Source organism: Stenotrophomonas mori, assembly GCF_023556335.1.
Lineage (GTDB): Bacteria > Pseudomonadota > Gammaproteobacteria > Xanthomonadales > Xanthomonadaceae > Stenotrophomonas > Stenotrophomonas mori.
The window spans coordinates 1-623 of the sequence record NZ_JAIKTS010000010.1; the positions used below are offsets into that span (position 1 = coordinate 1).

At 69.3% G+C, this 623-nt stretch carries 1 protein-coding gene; it reads right to left on the reverse strand.

The genetic code is table 11. The features are described 5' to 3' along the window. Nucleotides 1-2: 2 nt before the first annotated feature. Nucleotides 3-623 (reverse strand): L-serine ammonia-lyase (locus tag K5L01_RS14840; RefSeq protein ID WP_250065383.1); only part of this gene is annotated, 621 nt, incomplete at its 5' end.

The following is a 623-nucleotide window of genomic DNA, read 5'->3' on the forward strand; positions in this document are numbered from 1 at the left end:
GCTCAGCATTCGATGACGTTGACGGCCAGGCCGCCGCGGCTGGTTTCCTTGTACTTGTCCTGCATGTCGCGGCCGGTGTCGCGCATGGTCTTGATGACCTTGTCCAGGCTGACCTTGTGCTTGCCGTCGCCGCGGATGGCCATGCGCGCGGCATTGATCGCCTTGACCGCGCCCATCGCGTTGCGCTCGATGCAGGGGATCTGCACCAGCCCGCCGATCGGGTCGCAGGTCAGGCCCAGGTTGTGCTCCATGCCGATCTCGGCGGCATTCTCGATCTGCCCCGGGTTGCCGCCCAGCGCGGCCATCAGCCCGCCGGCGGCCATCGAGCAGGCCACCCCGACCTCGCCCTGGCAGCCGACCTCGGCGCCGGAGATGGAGGCGTTCTCCTTGTAGAGGATGCCGATGGCCGCGGCGGTGAGCAGGAAGTCGAACACCCCCTGCTCGGTGCTGCCGGGGCAGAAGCGGTCGTAGTAGTGCAGCACCGAGGGCAGGATCCCGGCCGCGCCGTTGGTCGGGGCGGTGACCACGCGGCCACCGGCGGCGTTCTCCTCGTTGACCGCCAGCGCGTACAGGTTGACCCAGTCCAGGGTGGTCAGCGGATCGCGCATGGCCGCTTCCGGGCG